Source organism: Pseudomonas sp. B35(2017), from assembly GCF_002113645.1.
Classification (GTDB): domain Bacteria; phylum Pseudomonadota; class Gammaproteobacteria; order Pseudomonadales; family Pseudomonadaceae; genus Aquipseudomonas; species Aquipseudomonas ekonensis.
Window position 1 is genome coordinate 1 of sequence record NZ_NEIZ01000017.1, and the last position, 21,914, is coordinate 21,914.

21 protein-coding genes and 1 pseudogene are annotated in these 21,914 nt (G+C 65.5%); 11 read left to right on the forward strand and 11 right to left on the reverse strand.

What is annotated here, in order from left to right; translation table 11 throughout:
• Window positions 1-169: 169 nt before the first annotated feature.
• The 11 genes from hutI (at window position 170) to CAG41_RS22540 (ending at window position 13,457) form a co-directional block, all read left to right on the forward strand.
• On the forward strand, window positions 170-1,375 hold the full coding sequence (gene hutI, locus CAG41_RS22490) for an imidazolonepropionase (RefSeq protein ID WP_085631085.1): 1,206 nt from the start codon (window positions 170-172) through the stop codon (window positions 1,373-1,375).
• 10 nt (window positions 1,376-1,385) lie between these two features.
• The gene (hutG, locus tag CAG41_RS22495) at window positions 1,386-2,189 is read left to right on the forward strand and encodes an N-formylglutamate deformylase (RefSeq protein ID WP_085707492.1); all 804 of its coding nucleotides are present in this window, start codon (window positions 1,386-1,388) and stop codon (window positions 2,187-2,189) included.
• A 288-nt stretch (window positions 2,190-2,477) separates the two neighbouring features.
• Window positions 2,478-3,425, forward strand: a complete 948-nt coding sequence (locus CAG41_RS22500; protein WP_085585495.1) for a choline ABC transporter substrate-binding protein — start codon at window positions 2,478-2,480, stop codon at window positions 3,423-3,425.
• 67 nt (window positions 3,426-3,492) lie between these two features.
• Window positions 3,493-4,410: an alpha/beta hydrolase gene (locus CAG41_RS22505; RefSeq protein WP_085707493.1), complete on the forward strand. Its 918-nt coding sequence runs from the start codon at window positions 3,493-3,495 to the stop codon at window positions 4,408-4,410.
• Window positions 4,411-4,514: 104 nt separating this feature from the next.
• On the forward strand, window positions 4,515-5,486 hold the full coding sequence (pip, locus tag CAG41_RS22510; protein ID WP_085585491.1) for a prolyl aminopeptidase: 972 nt from the start codon (window positions 4,515-4,517) through the stop codon (window positions 5,484-5,486).
• The gene (dtd, locus tag CAG41_RS22515; protein ID WP_085585489.1) at window positions 5,483-5,920 is read left to right on the forward strand and encodes a D-aminoacyl-tRNA deacylase; all 438 of its coding nucleotides are present in this window, start codon (window positions 5,483-5,485) and stop codon (window positions 5,918-5,920) included. Before pip ends, dtd begins: the two co-directional genes overlap by 4 nt.
• Before the next feature lie 306 nt (window positions 5,921-6,226).
• Window positions 6,227-8,011 carry a glucan biosynthesis protein G gene (locus CAG41_RS22520; protein WP_371856121.1) on the forward strand — a complete coding sequence of 595 codons (1,785 nt, stop codon included), beginning with the start codon at window positions 6,227-6,229 and terminating at the stop codon, window positions 8,009-8,011.
• Window positions 8,004-10,577 carry a glucans biosynthesis glucosyltransferase MdoH gene (gene mdoH / locus CAG41_RS22525; protein ID WP_085631077.1) on the forward strand — a complete coding sequence of 858 codons (2,574 nt, stop codon included), beginning with the start codon at window positions 8,004-8,006 and terminating at the stop codon, window positions 10,575-10,577. The genes CAG41_RS22520 and mdoH overlap by 8 nt, the downstream gene beginning before the upstream one ends.
• Window positions 10,578-10,797: 220 nt before the next feature.
• Complete coding sequence (locus CAG41_RS22530) at window positions 10,798-11,595, forward strand: transporter substrate-binding domain-containing protein (RefSeq protein WP_085585485.1); 798 nt, start codon at window positions 10,798-10,800, stop codon at window positions 11,593-11,595.
• Between the two features lie 175 nt (window positions 11,596-11,770).
• Window positions 11,771-12,730 (forward strand): amino acid ABC transporter permease, encoded by a 960-nt coding sequence (locus tag CAG41_RS22535; RefSeq protein ID WP_085585483.1) that lies wholly within the window; start codon window positions 11,771-11,773, stop codon window positions 12,728-12,730.
• Window positions 12,723-13,457 carry an amino acid ABC transporter ATP-binding protein gene (locus CAG41_RS22540; protein WP_085585481.1) on the forward strand — a complete coding sequence of 245 codons (735 nt, stop codon included), beginning with the start codon at window positions 12,723-12,725 and terminating at the stop codon, window positions 13,455-13,457. Before CAG41_RS22535 ends, CAG41_RS22540 begins: the two co-directional genes overlap by 8 nt.
• Window positions 13,458-13,745: 288 nt before the next feature.
• On the opposite strand, the gene CAG41_RS29255 is transcribed toward CAG41_RS22540, so the two are convergent.
• The 11 genes and pseudogenes from CAG41_RS29255 to ubiE all read right to left on the reverse strand — a co-directional run bounded on the left by CAG41_RS29255 (window position 13,746) and on the right by ubiE (window position 21,865).
• Window positions 13,746-14,618, reverse strand: coding sequence for a methyl-accepting chemotaxis protein (locus tag CAG41_RS29255; protein WP_371857106.1), 873 nt, complete (start codon window positions 14,616-14,618; stop codon window positions 13,746-13,748).
• Between the two features lie 42 nt (window positions 14,619-14,660).
• Window positions 14,661-15,662, reverse strand: a pseudogene (locus CAG41_RS29260) (methyl-accepting chemotaxis protein); the annotation flags it as partial.
• Between the two features lie 147 nt (window positions 15,663-15,809).
• Entirely contained in the window at window positions 15,810-16,517 is a 708-nt protein-coding gene (locus CAG41_RS22550) for a 16S rRNA (uracil(1498)-N(3))-methyltransferase (protein WP_085695048.1), read from the reverse strand.
• Window positions 16,514-17,302 (reverse strand): twin-arginine translocase subunit TatC, encoded by a 789-nt coding sequence (gene tatC / locus CAG41_RS22555; protein WP_085585475.1) that lies wholly within the window; start codon window positions 17,300-17,302, stop codon window positions 16,514-16,516. Before tatC ends, CAG41_RS22550 begins: the two co-directional genes overlap by 4 nt.
• Window positions 17,299-17,745, reverse strand: coding sequence for a Sec-independent protein translocase protein TatB (gene tatB, locus CAG41_RS22560; RefSeq protein WP_085631070.1), 447 nt, complete (start codon window positions 17,743-17,745; stop codon window positions 17,299-17,301). Before tatB ends, tatC begins: the two co-directional genes overlap by 4 nt.
• A gap of 10 nt (window positions 17,746-17,755) precedes the next feature.
• Window positions 17,756-18,034 (reverse strand): twin-arginine translocase TatA/TatE family subunit, encoded by a 279-nt coding sequence (locus tag CAG41_RS22565; RefSeq protein ID WP_085585471.1) that lies wholly within the window; start codon window positions 18,032-18,034, stop codon window positions 17,756-17,758.
• A gap of 25 nt (window positions 18,035-18,059) precedes the next feature.
• The gene (locus CAG41_RS22570; RefSeq protein ID WP_085585469.1) at window positions 18,060-18,392 is read right to left on the reverse strand and encodes a phosphoribosyl-ATP diphosphatase; all 333 of its coding nucleotides are present in this window, start codon (window positions 18,390-18,392) and stop codon (window positions 18,060-18,062) included.
• Window positions 18,385-18,789 carry a phosphoribosyl-AMP cyclohydrolase gene (gene hisI, locus CAG41_RS22575; protein WP_085585467.1) on the reverse strand — a complete coding sequence of 135 codons (405 nt, stop codon included), beginning with the start codon at window positions 18,787-18,789 and terminating at the stop codon, window positions 18,385-18,387. Before hisI ends, CAG41_RS22570 begins: the two co-directional genes overlap by 8 nt.
• Window positions 18,790-18,870: 81 nt before the next feature.
• Window positions 18,871-20,475, reverse strand: coding sequence for a ubiquinone biosynthesis regulatory protein kinase UbiB (gene ubiB, locus CAG41_RS22580; protein ID WP_085631068.1), 1,605 nt, complete (start codon window positions 20,473-20,475; stop codon window positions 18,871-18,873).
• Window positions 20,472-21,095 carry an SCP2 domain-containing protein gene (locus tag CAG41_RS22585; RefSeq protein ID WP_085585463.1) on the reverse strand — a complete coding sequence of 208 codons (624 nt, stop codon included), beginning with the start codon at window positions 21,093-21,095 and terminating at the stop codon, window positions 20,472-20,474. Before CAG41_RS22585 ends, ubiB begins: the two co-directional genes overlap by 4 nt.
• Complete coding sequence (gene ubiE / locus CAG41_RS22590) at window positions 21,095-21,865, reverse strand: bifunctional demethylmenaquinone methyltransferase/2-methoxy-6-polyprenyl-1,4-benzoquinol methylase UbiE (RefSeq protein ID WP_085585461.1); 771 nt, start codon at window positions 21,863-21,865, stop codon at window positions 21,095-21,097. The genes CAG41_RS22585 and ubiE overlap by 1 nt, the downstream gene beginning before the upstream one ends.
• Window positions 21,866-21,914: the final 49 nt, after the last annotated feature.

Genomic DNA, 21,914 nt, shown 5'->3' on the forward strand with positions numbered 1-21,914 from the left:
GCGACCGGGCTGCTGGCGTCGCGGTGCCTGAGCGCGTTGGTGCCTGCCAAACTGCTGCCGAGCCTGTAAGGGCCTCATCGCTGGCAAGCCAGCTCCCACAGGTTCTGCGCAGTCCCCTGTGGGAGCTGGCTTGCCAGCGAAACGATTTTGAACAAGACGAGGACTTGGGATGAAAACCCTCTGGCAACACTGCCACGTCGCGACCATGGCGCAGGGCGCCTACTCGATCATCGAGGACGCGGCCATTGTGACGTCCGGTGCGCTCATCGAGTGGATCGGCCCGCGCCATCAATTGCCGGCGGGCGAATACCCGGCGGTCAACGACTTGCAGGGCGCGTGGGTCACCCCCGGCCTGATCGACTGCCACACCCACACCGTGTTCGGCGGCAACCGCAGCGGCGAGTTCGAGAAGCGCCTGCAAGGCGTCAGCTACGCCGAGATCGCCGCCCAGGGCGGCGGCATCGCCAGCACTGTGCGCGCCACTCGCGAGGCGTCCGAGGACGAACTGTTCGCCAGCGCCGCCAAGCGTCTGCGCAGCCTGATGCGCGACGGCGTGACTACGGTCGAAATGAAGTCCGGCTACGGCCTGGACCTGGCCAGCGAGCGCAAGATCCTGAGGGTCATCCGGCGCCTGGCCGACGAGCTGCCGGTCAGCGTGCGCAGCACCTGCTTGGCCGCCCATGCGTTGCCGCCGGAATACGCCGACCGTGCCGACGCCTACATCGATCACATCTGCGCCGAGATGCTGCCGGCGCTGGCGGCCGAAGGGCTGGTGGACGCCGTGGACGCGTTCTGCGAATACCTGGCCTTCTCGCCGGAGCAAGTCGAACGGGTCTTCGTCGTCGCGCAAAAACTCGGCCTGCCGGTGAAGCTGCACGCCGAACAGCTGTCGTCGCTGCACGGCTCCAGCCTGGCGGCGCGCTACCGCGCCCTGTCCGCCGATCACCTGGAATTCATGACCGAAGAGGACGCCATCGCCATGGCCGAAGCCGACACGGTCGCGGTATTGCTGCCGGGAGCGTTCTACTTCCTGCGCGAAACCCAGTTGCCGCCGATGGATGCCCTGCGCAAGCACAAGGTGAAGATCGCCGTCGCCAGCGACCTCAACCCCGGCACCTCGCCGGCGCTGTCGCTGCGCCTGATGCTGAACATGGCCTGCACCTGTTTCCGCATGACCCCGGAAGAGGCCCTGGCCGGTGCGACGATCCATGCGGCCCAGGCACTGGGCATGGCCGCCACCCACGGCTCGCTGGAAGTCGGCAAGGTCGCGGATTTCGTCGCCTGGCAGATCGACCGGCCGGCGGACCTGGCCTACTGGCTGGGCGGCGAACTGGACAAACGCGTCGTGCGTCACGGCGTCGAATCAAGCCTGTAGGAGAGCGGTTGTGGATAAGGTTCTGAACTTCAAACAAGGCCGCGTGCCGCTGCTGATCAGCATGCCCCACGCCGGCGTGCGCCTGACGCCGGCGGTCGAGGCCGGGCTGATCCCGGCGGCGAAAAGCCTGCCGGACACCGACTGGCACATCCCGCAGCTGTACGACTTCGCCCAGGAACTGGGTGCGAGCACGTTGGCTGCCGAGTATTCGCGGTTCGTCATCGACCTCAACCGGCCGTCCGACGACAAGCCGCTGTATGCGGGGGCGACCACCGGTCTGTACCCGGCCACCCTGTTCGACGGCATCCCGTTGTTCCAGGAAGGGCTGGAGCCTTCGAAAGCGGAGCGTGCGACCTATCTGGAACAGATCTGGACGCCGTACCACCGCACCCTGCAGCAAGAGCTGGCGCGGCTGAAGGCCGAGTTCGGCTACGCGCTGCTGTTCGACGCACACTCGATCCGCTCGGTGATCCCGCACCTGTTCGACGGCAAGTTGCCGGACTTCAACCTCGGCACCTTCAACGGCGCCAGTTGCGATCCGCAGCTGGCCACCCAGCTGGAAGCCATCTGCGCCCGCCACGGCGACTACAGCCATGTGCTCAACGGTCGCTTCAAGGGCGGTCACATCACCCGTCACTACGGCAACCCGGACGAGCACATCCACGCCGTGCAGCTGGAGCTGGGCCAGTGCACCTACATGGAAGAGTTCGAACCGTTCCGCTACCGCGCCGACCTGGCGGAGCCGACGCGAGGGGTGCTCAAGGAGCTGCTGCAAGGCCTGCTGGGCTGGGCGCAGGGCCGTTACGCCGCTTGACGGCTGATCCAAATCCTTGTGGGAGCGAGCCTGCTGTGTCAGACGACATCCTGGTTGAATGACACACCGCTTTCGCGAGCAGGCTCGCGCCTACAGGGTTCGGCGGGATCCCTGTGGGAGCCAGCCTGCTGGCGATGGCGTCCGACCAGGCCCCCCAAGACAGTCGCCCCAGTGCAAATCCCGGTCGCCACAGGTCGCTTTTGCGTCCCGTCTGCTGCGTAATGTTTCGGCCACGGTGCATGAAGACACCGATCCGACAATAAAACCGCTGCCGCACGAGACGACCCCATGAAAAGACTGTTCACTCGTTGTGCGTTAATCCTCGCGAGCAGTGCCCTGCTCAGCGCCCCTGTCCTGGCCAATGACGACCCCTCCTGCAAAACCGTGCGCATGGGCGTGGTCAACTGGACCGACGTGATCGCCACCAGCGGCATGGCCGACGTGCTGCTCAACGGCCTGGGCTACGAAAGCAAGCAGACCAGCGCCGTGCAGCAGATCATCTTCGCGGGCATCCGCGACAAACGCCTCGACATCTTCCTGGGGTACTGGAAACCGGCGATGGACAACAACATCGCGCCGTTCCTGGCGGCCAAACAGGTCAAGGTCATGGACAAGCCGAGCCTGGCCGATGCCCAGGCCACCCTGGCGGTGCCGGACTACGTCGCCGAGGCGGGCCTCAGGACCTTCGCCGACATCGCCAAATTCAAGGACCGGTTGGGCGGCAAGATCTACGGCATCGAACCCGGCAGCGGCGCCAACACCACGATCAAGACCATGATCGACACCGACCGCTTCGGCCTGAAGGACTTCAAGATCGTCGAGTCCGGCGAGGCCGGCATGCTCGCCGCCGTGCAGCGGGCGGTGAACCGCAAGGAATTCGTGGTGTTCGTCGGCTGGACCCCGCACCCGATGAACATCAACATGAAGATCACCTACCTGACCGGCAGCGAAGACGTCTACGGCCCCAACGAAGGCGCCGCGACCGTGTCGAGCGTGACGGCCCCGGACTACGCCGAGCGGTGCCCCAACGTCTACCGGCTGCTGGAGAACCTGACCTTCACCGCCGCTCAGGAAAGCCAGTTGATGGTGCCGATCATGGAGCGCAAGACACCCCAGGAAGTGGCGAAGAAGTGGCTGCGCGAACATCCCGAGGACTTGCAGCGCTGGCTGGCGGGGGTCAGCAGCTTCGACGGCAAGGACGGCGTGGCCACGGTGCAGGCCAGCCTGAAGCAGTGACACTGCCTTGTGGCGAGGGAGCAAGCTGCCTCGCCACTCCCAACTGACGCCGTCGGATCGAAATGACATGGTTCCCTATCCGCTTTCCGCCGAAATGGCCGCATTCGTCGCCGAAACCCTGAGCCATACCGCAGAGGACTCCAGCCTGACCGGACTGCGCAAGGCCTACGACAGCATGTGCCGGGCGTTCACCCCGTCCCGTCCGCAAGGGCTGGCGGTGGAGGACTTTACGCTGAACGGCGTGCCGGTCAGGTCCTACCTGCCGCCCCGCGCGCCGCCGGCTGAGGGCTGGCCGTGCGTGCTGTACCTGCACGGCGGCGGGTGGGTGGTCGGCGGCCTGGATTCCCACGACTTCATCTGCTTCGAACTGGCGATGCAGCTGGAAGCGAGGGTGGTGGCGGTGGACTACCGGTTGGCGCCGGAGCATCCGTTCCCCGCCGGGTTCGACGATTGCCTGAGCGTCTGGCGCGGCTTGCGCGGTGCCGGGCTGGCACTGGATCCGCAGCGCCTGCTGGTGGCCGGCGACAGCGCCGGCGGCAACCTCGCCGCCGCGTTGTGCCTGGCCCTGCGCGATGCCGGCGAGCCGCTGCCGGTGGCCCAGGTGCTGATCTATCCGGGGCTCGGCGGCGATGACCGGTTGCCGTCGCGCAGCGAATGCGCCGATGCGCCGCTGCTCACAGCCAGCGACGTCGATTGCTACCACACGCTGTACCTGCGCGGCAGCCGTCAACCCGACGCTTACGCCATGCCGCTGCTGGCGCAGGACCTCGGCCGCTTGCCGCCGGCCTGGATCGCCGTGGCCGAGTTCGATCCGCTGCGCGACGATGGCGTGCGCTACGCCGAGCGGCTGGCCGCTGACGGCGGCGAGGCCGACCTCTACTATGGCGAAGGGCTGGTGCACGGTTGCCTGCGCGGCCGTGGACGGGTGCCCGAGGTGGACCGTCTGTACGACAGCCTGCTGAGGTTCATGGCTGACAAATTGTGACTGCGAGCGGGCATGCTCATTGACGTGAATCGGGTTTATGATGCCGGACGGCAGAATAATAGAAGTCCCCCCAGGGATGACCTCGACCCCTTACGGAGCGCGCAATGCAGACTTTGTTTCCGCAGATCAAACCCCATGCCCGGCACGATCTGGCCGTCGATGGAACCCACACGCTGTACGTCGATGAAAGCGGCTCGCCCGAAGGCCTGCCGGTGGTGTTCATCCACGGCGGCCCCGGCGCCGGTTGCGACGCCCAGAGCCGCCGCTACTTCGACCCGAACCTGTACCGCATCGTCACCTTCGACCAGCGCGGCTGCGGACGCTCCACCCCCCACGCCAGCCTGGAGAACAACACCACCTGGGATCTGGTCGAGGACCTGGAGCGCATCCGCAAGCACCTGGGCATCGACAAGTGGGTGCTGTTCGGCGGCTCCTGGGGCTCGACCCTGGCGCTGGCCTACGCCCAGACCCATCCGGAGCGGGTGCACGGGCTGATCCTGCGCGGGATCTTCCTCTGCCGTCCGCAGGAGATCGAGTGGTTCTACCAGGCCGGCGCCAGCCGCCTGTTCCCCGACTACTGGCAGGACTACATCGCGCCGATCCCGCCGGAGGAGCGCGACGACCTGCTCGGCGCCTTCCACAAGCGCCTGACCGGCAACGACCAGATCGCCCAGATGCACGCCGCCAAGGCCTGGTCGATCTGGGAAGGGCGCACCGCGACCCTGCGGCCGAACCCGCTGGTGGTCGACCGCTTCTCCGAGCCGCAGCGCGCGCTGTCCATCGCCCGGATCGAATGCCATTACTTCACCAACAACGCCTTCCTCGAACCGAACCAGCTGATCCGCGACATGGGCAAGATCGCCCACCTGCCGGGCGTGATCATCCATGGCCGCTACGACGTGATCTGCCCGCTGGACAACGCCTGGGAACTGCACCAGGCCTGGCCGAACAGCGAACTGCAGGTGATCCGCGACGCCGGCCACGCCGCGTCGGAACCGGGCATCACCGATGCGCTGGTGCGTGCCGCGAGCAAGATGGCGCGCCGCCTGCTCGACCTGCCGCCCGAAGAAGCATGAAGGGGCTGCTGCAGCGCGTGAAAGGCGCGCGGGTCGACGTGGCGGGGGAGACGGTCGGCTCGATCGACCAGGGGCTGCTGGTGCTGGTGGCGGTCGAACCCGACGACACGCGGGCCAGCGCCGACAAACTTCTGCATAAGCTGCTTAACTATCGGGTATTCAGTGACGCCGAGGGCAAGATGAACCTGTCCTTGGCGGATGTGGGCGGCGGGCTGCTGCTGGTCTCTCAGTTCACCCTCGCCGCCGACACCCGAAGCGGGTTGCGCCCGAGTTTCTCGACCGCGGCCCCTCCGGCCCTGGGCGAGGAGCTGTTCGACTATCTATTGGGCAAAGCGAAACAGGTGCATGGCACTGTGGCATCAGGTAGATTCGGCGCGGATATGCAGGTGCACCTGGTCAACGATGGCCCGGTGACGTTTCTGTTACAGACATGAAAGCCCTTGAAACATCATTTCAAGGGCTTTTCGACTGAAAACAGGGAATTTTCGCGATAAATACTTTGTTGCCCCTGATGCGTTGTCACTCGGGCTACTAGATAATCGCGCGCTATGGGGATCAGCGTTCGTTGATCCATTTTGACTTAGGTAGAGACTTGGACGGATCCGATTGGGGAATCATTTTGCCCCAGCGGAGTCGGAACAATGCTCGCCAACCTGGCACATAGATAGCTGGCCGTTGGTTTTTTGATCTGTTTTCGGCGAGGGTTGCTCGTGATTGTTAGTCCCTGTAATGCAGCAAGAATGTCTGCCAAACGCATGCGAAGCGCGCTGGTAGCGGGCTCGGCGCTCCTGTGCCTGCTCAGCGCCGGCCAGCTTTGGGCGTTCAATCTGGACGATGTGTCCGCCAAGGCTAAAGAGCTGGCCGGGCAGAAGTTCGAAGCCCCGCGCAGCAACCTGCCGACCGAGTTCCGCGAAATGAAGTTCGCGGACTACCAGAAGATCCGTTTCCGCACCGAAAAGGCTGAGTGGGCCGACCAGAAGACGCCGTTCAAGCTGTCCTTCTACCATCAGGGCATGCACTTCGATACGCCGGTGAAAATCAACGAAATCACCGCGAACACCGTCGAAGAGATCAAGTACGACCCGTCCCGCTTCGATTTCGGCGACCTGCAGTTCGATCCGAAGGCCACCGAGCAGCTGGGCTATGCCGGCTTCCGCGTGCTGTACCCGATCAACAAGGCCGACAAGCAAGACGAAATCATGACCATGCTGGGCGCGAGCTACTTCCGCGTCGTCGGTAAGGGCCACACCTACGGCCTGTCGGCCCGTGGCCTGGCCATCGACACCGCCCTGCCGTCGGGCGAAGAGTTCCCGCGCTTTCGCGAGTTCTGGATCCAGCAACCGAAGCCGGGCGACAAGCACCTGGTGATCTTCGCCCTGCTGGACTCGCCGCGCGCCACCGGCGCCTACCGCCTGATCCTGCGTCCGGGCAGCGACACCATCGTCGACGTCAAGGCGCAGATGTTCCTGCGCGACAAGGTCGGCAAGCTCGGCATCGCGCCGCTGACCAGCATGTTCCTGTTCGGCGCCAACCAGCCGTCGAAGGTGCTCAACTACCGTCGCGAGCTGCACGACTCCAGCGGCCTGTCGATCCACGCCGGCAACGGCGAGTGGATCTGGCGTCCGCTGAACAACCCGAAACACCTGGCCGTGAGCAATTTCAGCGTCGAGAACCCGCGCGGTTTCGGCCTGCTGCAGCGTGGCCGCGACTTCAGCCACTACGAAGACCTCGACGACCGCTACGACAAGCGCCCGAGCGCCTGGATCGAGCCGAAGGGCGAGTGGGGCAAGGGCACCGTCGACCTGGTGGAGATTCCGACCGCCGACGAGACCAACGACAACATCGTTGCGTTCTGGAGCCCGGAGAAGATGCCGGAGCCAGGCCAGCCGCTGGACTTCGCCTACCGCATGCACTGGACCATCGACGAAGCCGCGCTGCACGCGCCGGACAGCGCCTGGGTCAACCAGACCCTGCGTTCCACCGGCGACGTGAAGCAGTCCAACCTGATCCGTCAGCCGGACGGCAGCGTCGCCTACCTGGTGGACTTCGAAGGCCCGTCCCTGTCGGCGCTGTCGCCGGACGCGGACGTGCGCAGCCAGGTCAGCGTCGGCGACAACGCCGAACTGGTCGAGAACAGCGTGCGCTACAACCCTGAGACCAAGGGCTGGCGCCTGACCCTGCGCCTGAAGATCAAGGACGCAAGCAAGTCCACCGAGATGCGTGCCGCCCTGGTGCAGCACGTGGTGCCGGCGGACCTGGCCAAGACTTCGGTGCCGGCGTCGAACTCGTCCGTCGCCAAGGCCGACAAGGTCGCCGCCAAGCAACAGGAAAAAGCCGACAAGGAAGCCAAGGCAGCGGAGGCTAAACAAGCCGACGCCAAGCCTGCGGCAGATGCCAAGGAAAAGGCCAACAAAGACGCCAAGCAGCCAGCGGCTGCCGAAGCGGCCCCAGCCACACCGGAATCGGCCCCGACTGAAGAAGTCCTGACCGAGACCTGGAGCTATCAGTTGCCTGCCGATGAGTAACTCTCAAGTACAGCCGGAAACTCTGTCCGAGTATCTGGCGCATCTGCCGATGACCGACGAGCAGCGCGCGGAACTCGCGGGCTGCCGGTCCTTCAGCGAACTGCATGAACGCCTGTCCTCCAGCACGTTCGGTGCCCCTGCCGAAGCCGCCCAGGCTTCGGTGGGCCAGCGCCTGGCCCTGAGCACCGCCGAAGAGCTGCAGGACGCGGAAATGCTGGCGCTCGACGCCAGCGGCCGCGTCTGCCTCAAGGCCGCGCCGCCGATCCGGCGCACCAAGGTCGTGCCGGAGCCATGGCGCACCAACATCCTGGTGCGCGGCTGGCGGCGCCTGACCGGGCGCACCAACCCGCCGCAGCCGCCGAAGGACCAGAACGTGCTGCCGGCGGCCCGCTGGCGCACCGTCGGGTCGATCCGCCGCTACATCCTGCTGCTGCTGATGCTGGGCCAGACCGTCGTCGCCGGCTGGTACATGAAAGGCATCATGCCGTACCAGGGCTGGTCGTTCGTCGACCTGGAAGAGGTCCTGCACCAGCCGCTGCTGCAGACCGCCACGCAAGTGCTGCCGTATGCGCTGCAGACCAGCATCCTGATCATGTTCGGGATCCTGTTCTGCTGGGTGTCGGCCGGTTTCTGGACCGCGCTGATGGGCTTCCTGGAACTGCTCACCGGTCACGACAAGTACCGGATCTCCGGCAAGAGCGCCGGCAACGAGCCGATTCCCAAGGACGCCCGCACCGCACTGGTGATGCCGATCTGCAACGAAGACGTGCCGCGGGTGTTCGCCGGCCTGCGGGCGACGTTCGAGTCGGTCGCCGCCACCGGTGATCTGGACCGCTTCGACTTCTTCGTCCTCAGCGACAGCAACGACACCGACATCTGCGTGGCCGAGCAGCAGGCCTGGCTGGACGTCTGCCGCGAAGCCAAAGGCTTCGGCAAAATCTTCTACCGCCGCCGCCGTCGCCGCGTGAAGCGCAAGAGCGGCAACCTCGACGACTTCTGCCGTCGCTGGGGCGGCGACTACAAGTACATGGTCGTGCTGGACGCCGACTCGGTGATGAGCGGCGAGTGCCTGACCAGCCTGGTGCGTCTGATGGAAGCCACGCCGGACGCCGGGATCATCCAGACCGCGCCGCGGGCTTCGGGCATGGACACCCTCTATGCGCGCATGCAGCAGTTCGCCACCCGCGTGTACGGCCCGCTGTTCACCGCCGGCCTGCACTTCTGGCAGTTGGGCGAATCCCACTACTGGGGCCACAACGCGATCATCCGGATGAAGCCGTTCATCGACCACTGCGCCCTGGCGCCGTTGCCGGGCAAGGGCGCGTTCTCCGGTGCGATCCTGTCCCACGACTTCGTCGAAGCGGCGCTGATGCGCCGGGCCGGCTGGGGCGTGTGGATCGCCTACGACCTGCCGGGCAGCTACGAAGAGCTGCCGCCGAACCTGCTCGACGAGCTCAAGCGCGACCGTCGCTGGTGCCACGGCAACCTGATGAACTTCCGCCTGTTCCTGGTCAAGGGCATGCACCCGGTGCACCGCGCGGTGTTCCTCACCGGCGTGATGTCGTACCTGTCGGCGCCGCTGTGGTTCTTCTTCCTGGTGCTGTCCACCGCGCTGCTGGCGGTGAACACGCTGATGGAGCCGCAGTACTTCCTCGAACCGCGCCAGCTCTACCCGCTGTGGCCGCAGTGGCACCCGGACAAGGCCATCGCCCTGTTCTCGACCACCATCGTGCTGCTGTTTCTGCCCAAGCTCCTGAGCATCATCCTGATCTGGGCCAAGGGCGCGAAAGAGTTCGGCGGCAAGTTCAAGGTGACCGTGTCGATGCTGCTGGAGATGCTGTTCTCCATGCTGCTGGCGCCGGTGCGGATGATCTTCCACACCCGCTTCGTCCTCGCCGCGTTCCTGGGCTGGGCCGCGACCTGGAACTCGCCGCAGCGTGACGACGACTCCACGCCGTGGAGCGAAGCGGTCAAGCGCCACGGCCCGCAGACGCTGCTGGGCTTCTTCTGGGCGCTGCTGGTGATCTGGCTGAACCCGAGCTTCCTGTGGTGGCTGGTGCCGATCGTCGGTTCCCTGATGCTGTCGATCCCGGTGTCGGTGATCTCCAGCCGCGTGGGCCTGGGCCTCAAGTCCCGCGACGAGAGCCTGTTCCTCATCCCTGAGGAATACAATCCGCCGCAGGCGCTGCTGGCCACCGACCAGTACACCCACGAGAACCGCTGGCATGCGCTGAACGACGGTTTCGTCCGCGCCGTGGTCGACCCGCAGCAGAACGCCCTGGCGTGCTCGCTGGCGACGTCCCGTCACGGTCAGGCCGAGCCGATCGAGTGGCTGCGCCAGGAGCGCGTGCGCCATGCGGTCAAGGTCGGCCCCGCCGGGCTGAACAACCACGACCGCCTGCAACTGCTGAGCGACCCGGTGGCCCTGGCCCGCCTGCACGAGCAGGTCTGGAGCGAAGGCCTGGGCGACTGGCTGGACGCCTGGCGGGCGTCGGTGAAAGCCGACCCGCACGCGCCGTTGCTGCCGTTGCGGCCGCCGGTCAGCCTGCAGGCCCAGCCGGCCTGACGAAAGCCCCGCCTCCTGGCGGGGCTTTTTTGTTTGCGCTGCCCGCCTGTCCTTCAGGGCGCGGTGGGAAACCGCTGTCGATTGTTAAACAAATCGTCCATTAACCCTTGTGCAATCGAGCGAGTGCGTTAGCATCCGTCCCCGAATTGGCGCGCCCGGGCGTTCTTGCCTGCTTCTGTCGTTTTCGCGCCGCACATGCAATGGTTTTGGGGACTTGAAGATGAAGAAGTATCTGTCGATGCTGCTGGTCGGCGTCACGGCACTGGTTGCGGTCAATGCGGCGCAGGCCGGCGCCATCGACGACGCGGTCAAGCGCGGTTCGTTGAAGGTCGGCATGGACCCGACCTACATGCCGTTCGAGATGACCAACAAGCGCGGCGAGATCATCGGCTTCGAAGTCGACATCCTCAAGGCCATGACCAAGGCCATGGGCGTCAAGCTGGAGCTGGTGTCCACCGGCTACGACGGGATCATCCCGGCGCTGATGACCGACAAGTTCGACATGATCGGCAGCGGCATGACCCTGACCCAGGAACGCAACCTGCGCCTGAACTTCAGCGAACCGTTCATCGTGGTCGGCCAGACCCTGCTGATCCGCAAGGAGCTGGAAGGCACCGTCAAGTCCTACAAGGACCTGAACACCGCCGACTACCGCATCACCTCCAAGCTCGGCACCACCGGCGAGCTGGTGGCCAAGAAACTGATCGCCAAGGCCAAGTACCACGGCTACGACAACGAGCAGGAAGCCGTGCTCGACGTGGTCAACGGCAAGGCCGACGCCTTCATCTACGACGCGCCGTACAACGTGGTGGCGGTGAACAAGGTCGGCGCCGGCAAGCTGGTGTTCCTCGACAAGCCGTTCACCTACGAGCCGCTGGCCTTCGGCCTGAAGAAGGGCGACTACGACAGCATCAACTTCATCAACAACTTCCTGCACCAGATCCACGAAGACGGCACCTACGATCGCATCCATGACAAGTGGTTCAAGAGCACCGAGTGGCTCAAGGACATGGAATAAGCCCGTTCTGATGGCGACGGGTCATTAAGGCCGAGTCGCTCCGATCGCGGGCAAGCCCGCTCCCACAGGTTTCGCGTCGAACACAACATTTGTGTTCACCCAATTCCCTGTGGGAGCGGGCTTGCCCGCGATAGCGGCCTCCCAAGCGACACAGATTTCGGAACCTGCAAATCCAATGAAACAGAAAAAAGCCCAATGGCCCTGGCACATCCTGACCGTGCTGGTGCTGATCGGCCTGGCCGGTGCGCTGTACTACGCGACGTCGCTGATGTCCTACGAGTGGCGCTGGAACCGCGTGCCGCAGTACTTCGCCTATCAGGCCGAGGAAACCCACCGTGCCGCCGACATCTCCACCGTCAGCGAACTGGTGCGCAAGGGCGGCAGCGCCGAGGTCACCCTGCGCAACGACGCCGGTGACGAGCAGCGCCTGACCGTCGACGAGAACAGCCTGCAGTTCGCCCAGGGCGATGATGTCGCCGAAGGCGACGTGGTGGGCGTCACCCGCCATTGGGCAGCAGGGCCGCTGCTGTGGGGGCTTTGGACGACGCTGTGGCTGTCGGTGGTGTCCGGCGTGCTGGGCCTGCTGATCGGCCTGGCGACGGGGCTGTGCCGCCTCTCGAACAACCCGACCCTGCGCGACCTTTCGACGATCTACGTCGAGCTGGTGCGCGGCACGCCGCTGCTGGTGCAGATCTTCATCTTCTACTTCTTCATCGGCACGGTGATGAACCTGTCCCGGGAGTTCGCCGGGATCGCCGCGTTGTCGCTGTTCACCGGCGCCTACGTGGCCGAGATCATCCGCTCCGGCGTGCAGTCGATCGCCCGCGGCCAGAACGAGGCCGCCCGCTCGCTGGGCCTGAGCGCCGGCCAGTCGATGCGCCATGTGGTGCTGCCGCAGGCGTTCAAGCGCGTGCTGCCGCCGCTGGCCGGGCAGTTCATCAGCCTGGTGAAGGACACCTCGCTGGTGTCGGTGATCGCCATCACCGAACTGCTCAAGAGCGGCCGGGAAGTCATCACCACTTCGTTCTCGCCGTTCGAGATCCTGTTCTGCGTCGCCGGCCTGTACCTGTTGATCAACCTGCCGCTGTCGAAAATCGCCAGCCGGCTCGAGCGGAGGCTCGCGCAAAGTGATTGAAGTCCGCGATCTGGTAAAAGTCTTCGACACCCGCGGCCAGGTGGTGCGTGCGGTGGACAACGTCAGCACCGCCGTCGCCAAGGGCGAAGTGCTGGTGGTGATCGGCCCGTCCGGTTCGGGCAAGTCGACCTTCCTGCGCTGCCTCAACGGCCTGGAGCAGTTCGACTCAGGCTCGGTGAGCATCGACGGCCTGCAACTGGCCGACCCCAAGACCGACATCAACGCCTACCGCCGCGAAGTCGGCATGGTGTTCCAGCATTTCAACCTGTTCCCGCACATGACCGTGCTGGAGAACCTGTGCCTGGCGCAGAAGATCGTGCGCAAGCGCGGGCAGAAAGAAAGCGAGGCCAAGGCCCTGGCGCTGCTGGAGAAGGTCGGCATCGCGCAGAAGGCCCGCGAGTACCCGTCGCGCCTGTCCGGCGGCCAGCAGCAGCGCGTGGCCATCGCCCGGGCGCTGGCGATGGATCCGAAGGTGATGCTGTTCGACGAGCCGACCTCGGCCCTCGACCCGGAAATGGTCGGCGAAGTGCTGGATGTGATGAAAAACCTGGCCGTGGAGGGCATGACCATGGTCTGCGTCACCCACGAAATGGGCTTCGCCCGGGAAGTGGCGGATCGCGTGCTGTTCTTCGATCACGGCAAGCTGCTGGAGGACGCTTCGCCGGAGCAGTTCTTCGCGGCGCCGAAGGATCCGCGGGCGCAGGCCTTCCTGCGTCAAGTCCTCTAACGGCGGCGTCCTTTCGGACGCCATCGCTGGCAAGCCAGCTCCCACAGGTTTTCGGTCGACCATAAAGTCTGTGTTCAACTCGGTCACTGTGGGAGGATCCGCGGGCGCAGGCCTTCCTGCGTCAGGTGCTCTAGCGGCGGCGTCCTCTTGGACGCCATCGCTGGCATGCCAGCTCCCACAGGTTTTCGGTCGACTATAAAGTCTGTGTTCAACTCGGTCACTGTGGGAGCTGGCTTGCCAGCGATGGCATCACCTCGGTCCGCAGTGAACCGAGGTCTATGCATCAGCTCAAACCTTGAACCGCCCCACCAGCGTCTGCAGGTGGGTGCCCAGGCGCGCCAGCTCGACGCTGGAGGCCGCCGTCTCTTCGCTGGCCGCCGAGGTCTGGTCCGACACGTCCCGCACGTTCAGCACGCTGCGGTTGATCTCTTCGGCCACGGCGCTCTGCTGCTCGGCCGCCGCCGCGATCTGCTGGTTCATCGCCTGGATCGCCGACACGGTGCGGGTGATGCTGTCCAGCGAGCCGCCGGCGCGGCGGGTCAGTTCCACGCTGCTGTCGGTCAGGGTGCGGCTGTTGTCCATGATCGTCGCCACTTGCTGGGTGCCGTTCTGCAGGCCGACGATCAGCTCTTCGATCTCTTCGGTGGATTTCTGGGTGCGCTGGGCCAGGCTGCGCACTTCGTCCGCCACCACCGCGAAGCCGCGGCCGGCCTCGCCGGCGCGGGCCGCTTCGATGGCGGCGTTGAGGGCCAGCAGGTTGGTCTGCTGGGCCACGGACTTGATCACGTCGAGCACGCTGCCGATCTTGTCGCTTTCGCGCTTGAGCTCGCCCATGGCCTCGGTGGAATGCCCCACCTCGGCGGCCAGGCGCTCGATCTGGGCGATGGCCTCGCCGACCACCTTGTCGCCTTCGCGGGCCTGCTGATCAGCGGCCACGGCGGCCTCGGAGGCTTCCTCTGCGTTGCGCGCGACTTCCTGCACGGTGGCGGCCATTTCGTTCATGGCGGTGGCCACCTGGTCGGTCTCGACCTTTTGATTGTTCACCCCGGCGCTGGTCTGCTCAGTCACGGCCGACAGTTCTTCGGCGGCGCTGGCGATCTGGGTGACGCCGTCGCTGATGCCGCCGATCAGTTCGCGCAGGCCCTGGTTCATGCTCTGCATCGAGCGCTGCAGTTGGCCCAGTTCGTCGCGGCGCTGGGACACCAGGTTATGGGTGAGGTCGCCGGCGGCCACGCGCTCGGCGACCTTGAGGGTCTGGTTCAGTGGAATGATGATCTGTCGGGTGATCGCCCAGGCGGCCAGCAGGCCGAAGGCCACGGCCAGCAGGGTGGCGATCAGCAGTTGGTTCTTGGCGGCGGCGGCGTCGGTGTCGCGCACGAGGGTCTGCGACTCGGTGAGCTTCTTGCTGACGTCGAGCAGGATGTCGCCCTGGGCCGCCATGCGCGCCAGCGCCTTGGCGCTGGCCACCTGGGAGTCGCGGAACTGGCTGACCGCCGCGCGGTAGGCCTTGAGCGATTCGGTGGCCTGCTGCAGGTTGGCGATGTGCTGTTCCGGCAGTTTGGCCGGCAGGCTTTCGAGGTTCTTCAGGGCGTTGTCGATGGCGTCCAATGCCGGCTGCTCGGCTTCGGCCTTGCCGCTGTAGGTGTAGCCGCGCACCTGGAAGCGCGCCTGCTGGATCAGCTTGCTGAGCTCGATCACCGCGTTGAATTGGGCGACGCTGTCGCCCTGCAGCATCGATTTCTCGACTTCGGCCACCCGGGCCACGGCGTTGTCGGCGGTGGCGCCGAGCTTGCCGCGGGCGTCTTCGCGCAGGGCGGTGGCTTGGGTCATGTCGGCGAAGGCGCGCTTGTACTCGGCCACGGCGGCCAGCTGCTGGTCGATCATCGCCACGTCGGCCGGTTGCTCGATCAGTCCGCGGGCGGTCTGCAGGCCGCTGTCGAGCTTGCCGAGCAGGTCGTTGACGGCGCCGGGGCCTTGTTCGCCGCGGCGCATCTCATAGTCCAGGCGGGCCAGGCGCAGGTCCTTGGTCAGCTCGTTCAGGCTGGAGATGAAGCCGAGCTTGTCGCCCCGGCTGATGATGCCGCTCATGCCGGTCCAGCCGGTCACGGTGATCAGCAAGGTCAGCAGCAGCACCAGGCCGAAGCCGATGCCCAGCTTGCGTTTGACGCTGACGTTTCCAAGATTCTCGGCTAACCAACGGTACATGCGACGACTCCCCTCGGACCACTAATTGGACTTGTGGAGAGTGTATCGGCGGCGTGATGGCATTCTGTAACGCGATTTGTCCGCAGCGAGGGATCCTGGGGTGAGGGCGCTTGTTCCCTCACCACGGGCTTGAGCGGTTTGCGGCCGTCAGAACAGCCGGGCGAGCAGGGCGGTGACGGCGGTTTCGACCCGCAGGATGCGGTCGCCCAGCTGCACCGGTTGCAGCCCGGCCTTGTTCAGCAGGTCGATTTCGTAGGGGATCCAGCCGCCTTCCGGGCCGATGGCCAGGGTGACCGGCTCGCTGAGCGCGCGGGGGCAGGGCGGGAAATCGCCTGGATGGCCCACCAGGCCGAGGGTGCCGTCGGCGATCGCCGGTAGCCGATCCTCGACGAACGGCTTGAAGCGCTTTTCGATGATGACCTGCGGCAACACGGTGTCCCGGGCCTGTTCGAGGCCCAGGATCAATTGTTCGCGGATCGCGTCGGGTTCCAGGAACGGGGTCTGCCAGAAGCTTTTCTCGACCCGGTAGCTGTTGACCAGGATCACCTTGGGCACGCCCATGGTCGCCACGGTCTGGAACACCCGGCGCAGCATCTTCGGCCGGGGCAGGGCCAGCACCAGGGTCAGCGGCAGCTTGGCCGGCGGCGGCTGGTCGAGGCTGATCTGCAGCTCCGCCTCATTGGCGTCCAGGCGCAGCACCTGCGCCGAGCCCATCAGCCCGCCGATGCGCCCCACCCGCAGGCTGTCGCCGACTTCCGAACGGTGGACCTCCTGCATGTGGGTCAGGCGGCGGTCGCGCAGCACGACGCGGTCGGCCGCAATGAAATCGGCCTCTTCGAGCAGCAGCAGGTTCATGGCTGGGTCGCTGGCGGCTGGTCGTTGTGGTCGTCGGCGGTCTCGTCCGGGCGTTCGCGCTTGCTCACCAGGCTGCCGAACAGGATGCCGACCTCGAACAGCATCCACATCGGCACGGCCAACAGGGTCTGGGAGAAGATGTCCGGCGGGGTGAGGATCATGCCGACCACGAAGCAGCCGATGATCACGTACGGGCGGATCTTCTTCAGGTACTTGACGTCGACCACGCCGATCCACACCAGCAGCACCACGGCCACCGGGATCTCGAACGCCACGCCGAAGGCGAAGAACAGCGTCATGACGAAGTCGAGGTAGCTGGTGATGTCGGTCATCATCTCGACGCCGGCCGGGGTGGCCGAGGCGAAGAACTTGAAGATCAGCGGGAACACGAAGAAGTAGGCGAACGCCATGCCGGTGTAGAACAGCAGGATGCTGGAGATCAGCAGCGGCACCGCGACGCGTTTCTCATGCTTGTACAGGCCCGGCGCGATGAAGCCCCAGATCTGGTGCAGGATCACCGGGATCGCCAGGAACAGCGAGACCATCATCGTCAGCTTCAGGGGCGTCAGGAACGGCGACGACACGTCGGTGGCGATCATCGTCGCGCCGGCCGGCAGGTACTGGCGCAGCGGCGTCGAGACGAAGGTGTAGATCTGCTGGGTGAAGGCGAACAGCCCGGCGAAGATGATGAAGATCGCCGCGACGCAACGCAGCAGACGGGTGCGCAACTCGGTGAGGTGCGAAACCAGCGGCATGTGCTGGTCGTTTTCGGGGAGATCGCTCATGGGGCTCGCGGTGGCAATGTCGGGTCATGAGGGGCCGGCGCGGTCGGCGCGGCAACTGGGGCAACGGGTTCGGCCGGGGCCGCTGCGGCGGCGGGCGCGGGTTCGGCTGGCGCTGGCGCGGGGGCCGCAGGTGTCGGCGCTGCAGGGCTGTGGATCGTCTGCCCGCCCACGTGCTCGACCGGCGTCGGTTCCTGCTGGACCGGCGTGAGGATCTTGCGAGCCTCCTGCTCCAGGGACAGGATGTGCTCGTTGTGCAGTTGCCGACGGATCTCGTCGGCACCGATCTCACGTTCAACTTCCTGTTTGATCGCGTTGAAGCTGCGCTTCAGGCGCCCGACCCACAGGCCGGCGGTGCGCGCAGCGCCCGGCAGGCGCTCGGGGCCCAGCACCAGCAGGGCGACGAGGCCGACGAGCAGCAGTTCAGAGAAGCTGATACCAAACATTAGTCAGTGCTCACACGTCTTTGCGGATCGGCTCTTCGACCTTCTGCGCCTGCACGTCGATGGTGTGCGGCGGGTTGGCCTGGGCGGTGGCTTGCGGCTGCACCGGCGGCACCGGTTGGGCAGGCGCGGCGCCCGGGTCGGCCGGTTTCTCGTCGTCGTTCATGGCCTTGCGAAAGCCCTTGATCGATTCGCCGACGTCGGTGCCCAGGTTCTTCAGTTTCTTGGTGCCGAACACCAGCACCACGACCACCAGAATGACGATCCAGTGTTTCCAGTCAAAAATGCCCATCTTGCAGCTCCTCTCTAATTGGTTTTCAGGCGGACGGACGCGAGGCTTTCTCGGCGTGTCCGGACAGGCCGAAGCGACGGTCCAGCTCATCCAGCACGGCCTGCGGATGCTGCCCGAGCTGGGCGAGCATGACCAGGCTGTGGAACCACAGGTCGGCGGTCTCGTAGATCACGTCGCTGCAGTCGCCGCTGACGGCGGCGTCCTTGGCGGCGATGATGGTCTCCACCGACTCTTCGCCGACCTTCTCCAGAATCTTGTTCAGGCCCTTGTGGTACAGGCTGGCGACATACGAGGTGTCGGCGGCCGCGCCCTTGCGCTCTTCGAGCACCTGGGCGAGGCGGGTCAGGGTGTCACTCATGTGTGTGTCCTGCGGCGGAATAGATGGCGTGCGGGTCTTTCAGGACCGGGTCGACCGTTTTCCAGTCGCCGTTCTCGAAGACGCGGTAGAAGCAGCTCTGACGGCCGGTATGGCAGGCGATGTCGCCGATCTGCTCGACCATCAGGATGATCACGTCGGCGTCGCAGTCCAGGCGCATCTCGTGCAGGGTCTGCACATGGCCGGACTCCTCTCCCTTGCGCCACAGCTTGCCACGGGAACGTGACCAGTAGATTGCACGGTTTTCCGCGGCGGTCAGCTCGAGCGCCTCGCGGTTCATCCAGGCCATCATCAGCACGCGTCCGGTCTTGTGATCCTGGGCGATCGCCGGCACCAGGCCATCGGCGTCCCACTTGATCTCGTCCAGCCAGTTTTTCATCTTCGACTCCGACAGCGAACCCCACGCTTCATTGGTCGGGTTCAGGCGTTCGAACAGTGTGCCAGCCGATCGCGGAACTGGCTATCGGCGAACGACCAGATACAAGCCCACTGCCACCATGATCCCGGCGGGCCAGTGCCCCAGTTCGTGCAGCGGACCGCCGGCGGCGAGGATCGTGCCGCCCGCCAGGTGGGCGCTGCCGAGCAGGCGCAGGAACCAGTCGTCCTTGCGCTTTTTCCAGGGCGGCGGCGGGTCGCTGGCGTGGGGCTGGGACAGGCGCTCGAGCAGGTCGCGGGCCATGTTGGCCAGGTGCGGCAGCTGTTCGAACTGGCTCTGCACGTTGCCGATCAAGGCCTTGGGGCTCACGCGCTCGCGCATCCAGCGTTCGAGGAACGGCTGGGCGGTGTTCCACAGATCCAGCTCCGGATACAGCTGACGACCCAGGCCTTCGATGTTCAGCAGGGTCTTCTGCAGCAGCACCAGTTGCGGCTGGACTTCCATGTTGAAGCGCCGCGCCGTCTGGAACAGGCGCATCAGCACCTGGCCAAATGAAATATCTTTTAACGGTTTTTCGAAGATCGGTTCGCACACGGTGCGGATCGCCGCTTCGAATTCGTTGAGCTTGGTTTCCGCCGGCACCCAGCCCGAATCGATGTGCAGCTGCGCCACGCGGCGGTAGTCGCGCTTGAAGAAGGCGAACAGGTTGCGGGCCAGGTAGTCCTGGTCCTGCGGGGTCAGGCTGCCGACGATGCCGCAGTCGATGGCGATGTACTGCGGGCTCCATGGGTTGACCGTGCTGACGAAGATGTTGCCCGGGTGCATGTCGGCGTGGAAGAAGCTGTCGCGGAACACCTGGGTGAAGAAGATCTCCACGCCGCGTTCGGCGAGCATCTTCATGTCGGTGCGCTGGTCGGCCAGGGTCGCCAGGTCCGTCACCTGGATGCCGTAGATGCGCTCCATCACCAGCACCTTCGGCCGGCACCAGTCCCAATAGACCTGCGGCACATAGAGCAGCGGCGAACCGTCGAAGTTGCGCTTGAGCTGGCTGGCGTTGGCCGCCTCGCGCAGCAGGTCGAGTTCGTCGTAGATGGTCTTTTCGTAGTCGCTGACCACGTCCACCGGGTGCAGCAGGCGGGCATCGGCCGAGACCTTCTCGGCGGCGCGGGCGAGGATGAACAGCCACGCCAGATCCTGGGCGATCACCGGCTTGAGGCCCGGACGGATCACCTTGACCACCACCTCTTCGCCGGTCTTGAGCTGGGCGGCATGCACCTGCGCCACCGAGGCGGAGGCCAGCGGCTCGACGTCGAAGCGGCTGAACACCTCGTCGATCCTCTTGCCCAACTGCTCTTCGATCAGCCGCACCGACAGTTGCGAGTCGAACGGCGGCACCCGGTCCTGCAGCAGCATCAGTTCGTCGGCGATGTCTTCCGGCAGCAGGTCGCGGCGGGTCGAGAGGATCTGCCCGAACTTGATGAAGATCGGCCCCAGGTCCTGCAGCGCCAGGCGCAGGCGCGCGCCCCGGCTCAGCGCCAGCGGCTTGCGCGGGAACCAGCGCCACGGCAGCACATAGCGCAGGCCCAGCAGGAACCACGGCAACGGGAGTTCGAACAGCAGGTCATCGAGTCGGTAGCGGATCACGACGCGCTGGATGCGCAACAGACGGCGGACGGCAAGCAGCTTCATGCGTTATCGCTTGGGTCGAGGGATCGGGAAAGGCGCTCGAAACGCGCCTCGAGACGTTCCAGATCAAGCTTGATCCGGTCCAGTTCGCGGAACCGGGCTTCGGCTTCGCGCTGCCCGACGAGGGTGCGCGATTCTTCGGCCAGGTATTCGGCGAGGTTCTGGTTGAGGCTGGCGAAGCCTTGCCGGTACCAGCGGGCACGGCTGCGCAGGTGGCCACCGACCAGTTGCGTGGCGACGGGGCCGAGCCAGCGCGAGAGTTCGTACTCCCAGTCCAGCTCCAGGTCCTGCAGGATGCCCGCCAGTTCCAGCAGCACGCCGCTGTCGCCGTCGAGCTCGACCTCCGGCGCGTGCAGCACCGCGGTCTTGTCCTTGCTCAGGGCCAGCTTCACCAGGCTCGACGCCGGCGCACGCAGGGTGCAGTCGACGCCGGTCTCCCAGCGCGAGGCCAGCATCAGGCCTTCGTCGCTGGGCAGGATGAACAGTTGCAGCGCCGGGCTTGCGCAGTCGACGGCGATGACTTTGCCGGTCAGGTGCGCCAGGCGCGGCAGCGCGGTGCTGTCGAGACGCAGCACCCGGTTCAGGCCGGTTTCGACGCTGGCCAGCAGCCCGGTCAGCAGCATCAGGGCTTGATGCCGCGGTGCAGGGCGACGATGCCCGAGGTCATGTTGTGATAGGTCACGCGGTCGAAGCCGGCCTCGACCATCATCGACTTCAGGGTTTCCTGGTCCGGGTGCATGCGGATCGACTCGGCCAGGTAACGGTAGCTTTCCGCGTCGTTGGTGATCAGCTTGCCCATCAGCGGCATGAAGGCGAACGAGTAGGCGTCGTAGGCCTTGGACATCAGTGCGTTGGTCGGCTTGGAGAACTCCAGCACCAGCAGGCGGCCGCCGGGCTTGAGCACGCGCAGCATCGAGCGCAGGGCGTCTTCCTTGTGGGTCACGTTGCGCAGGCCGAAGGCGATGGTCACGCAGTCGAAGTGGTTGTCCGGGAACGGCAGCTTTTCGGCGTCGGCCTGGACGAACTCGACGTTGCCCGACACGCCCACGTCCAGCAGGCGGTCGCGGCCGACCTTGAGCATGGACTCGTTGATGTCGGCGAGCACCACCTGGCCGGTCGGGCCGACGAGGTGCGAGAACTTCTTGGTCAGGTCGCCGGTGCCGCCGGCGATGTCCAGCACGCGGTTGCCGCTGCGCACGCCCGACAGCTCGATCGCGAAGCGCTTCCACAGGCGATGCATGCCGCCCGACAGGAGGTCGTTCATCAGGTCGTACTTGGCGGCCACGGAGTGGAACACCTCAGCGACCTTTTCGGCCTTCTGGCTTTCCGGGACGTTCTTGAAGCCGAAGTGGGTGGTGGGTTCGGCATCGCTGCCTTTGCGCTGATCAGTCATATCGCTGTCACCAAAAGAGAATGCGCGACATTCTAATCCCCAAGCCATG